Here is a 1,771-nt window from a genome sequence, read left to right on the forward strand (position 1 = left end):
CTTAGGGCTTGCAGAGAATTAACACGCCGAGTTGATCTTGTTCGGAACGGCGCCAGTACTCATGGCGTAGGCGATGAGGTCTGCTGCGGAGTAGAGGCGTTTGGGGGCGGGGGCGATGGTGTAGCCGGCCTGTTCGAGCAGGGGCCGGATCTGGCGGATTGCTCGGTTGGCCGTCATGAGGGTGACCTGGAACAGTTCGGCCAGGACCGCTTGGGGCAGGCCGAGACGGTGGTGCAAGACAGTGATCAGAAGGCGTTCGGGGAGAGTGAGGGAGGGGTGGCGGCCGGTCCCTGCCGCTACTTGACGTGGGCCACCGCGTTGACGGTGCAGGTCGGCTTCTCGCTGTGTATGTCGCAGGAGGGTCAGCCGGTCGATGAGCTGGTCCCATTCGTGCTGGTGCAGGCCGGTCAGGGTGGGGTGGGTCAGCCAGGCATGGTCGTCTCGGTCACGTGGTAGTGCCGTGGCGGTGACCTCGGAGACCTGGGTGACCTCGGTGGCTGTCGGCCATGCCGGTAAAAGGGTGTAGTTCCAGTCGCCGTGCCAGTCGTGGCTGGTGATGGGGAGGTCGGCCAGTTGAGCGTCGCTGATGGTGACGCCGGTGGGGTACTGCCCGGTGTCTAGTTCGGCGTGCACGGTGAGCCCAGTCGTGGTGGTGGTTGCGGCGATGCTCTGGACGACGACTTCGTGGCTGGTCAGTGGCCTGCCTCGCCAGTTCATCGTGATGTGGCAGAACAACCGGTGCTCGATGCGGTTCCATTTCGACGTGCCAGGTGGCAGGTGGCAGACCGTGATGGCCAGGCCGGTCTGGGCGGCCAGCGCGGCGAGTTCTGCCTTCCACGCGCGGGTGCGGTATCCGTTCGAGCCACCCGCGTCCGCGGTGATCAGCAACCGGCGGGCGTCTGGATAAGCGCTCTGGCCGGCGCCGTTCCACCAGCGGCGGATGGACTCCACGGCAAACGCGGCGGTGTCGTGGTCGGTGCCGACATTGACCCAGCCGCTATCGGCGGCCAGGTCGTAGACGCCGTACGGGATGGCCTTACCCAGCTGCGCATCGAGAAAGTCATGGGTGGCCACCGCGACGGGTCGGCCGGCAGGGCGCCATTCCCGCCCGGCGTTCTTGAACGCGCCGATGAGTTCCTTCTTCTTCGTATCGACGCTCACCACCGGGTCCCCAGCCGCCTGATACTGCTTGATCTGCTCATTGATGTAGCGGAACTGGGCGTCGCGATCCGGATGCCGCTTGCCTTCCAAGGTCTTGGTGTTGGCCTGCAGGCTGAACCCCTCCTGACGCAACAGATCGGCGACGGTATCGGCGCTGACCTTGTGCCCTTGCCGGGTGAGCTCCGCGGCGAGCTTGCGGGTCGAGGTGGTCGTCCACCGCAACGGTGACATCGGATCGCCGCGCATGTCCGGCTCGACCAGAGCTAACAGCGCCGGACGCAGGTCCGGATCGAGATCGGCCACCCGCTTGCGCCCACCACCAGGGCGACGCACCCGACCCAGCGGCTCGTGCCCCGACTCCAATTCCTGCACCCCGGCCGATACCGTCGCCTCGCGAACCCCGGCTGCCCTGGCCACCGCCCGGATCCCGCCATGTCCCAACGCGCGGGCTTCGGCTCCCAGCAGCAACCGCCGCTGCCGCTCATCCAGATGCGGAAAGACCGCTTCGAACTTCGCCGCCAGCATCGTCACCGTCTCTGCCGCCACGCCCATACCACAGCAACGATCGACATCTCCGGAAGCTACGGGTTATTCCTCTGCAGGCCCTTAG

General features: G+C 66.2%; 1 protein-coding gene. It reads right to left on the minus strand.

Translation table 11 applies throughout. From position 1 onward, the window contains the following. Positions 1–18: 18 nt before the first annotated feature. The gene (locus ACIBVN_RS60810; RefSeq protein WP_397152029.1) at positions 19–1,713 is read right to left on the minus strand and encodes an ISAzo13 family transposase; all 1,695 of its coding nucleotides are present in this window, start codon (positions 1,711–1,713) and stop codon (positions 19–21) included. Positions 1,714–1,771: the final 58 nt, after the last annotated feature.

The sequence above is a fragment of the Nonomuraea sp. NPDC049400 genome (assembly GCF_044466425.1).
GTDB lineage: Bacteria > Actinomycetota > Actinomycetes > Streptosporangiales > Streptosporangiaceae > Nonomuraea.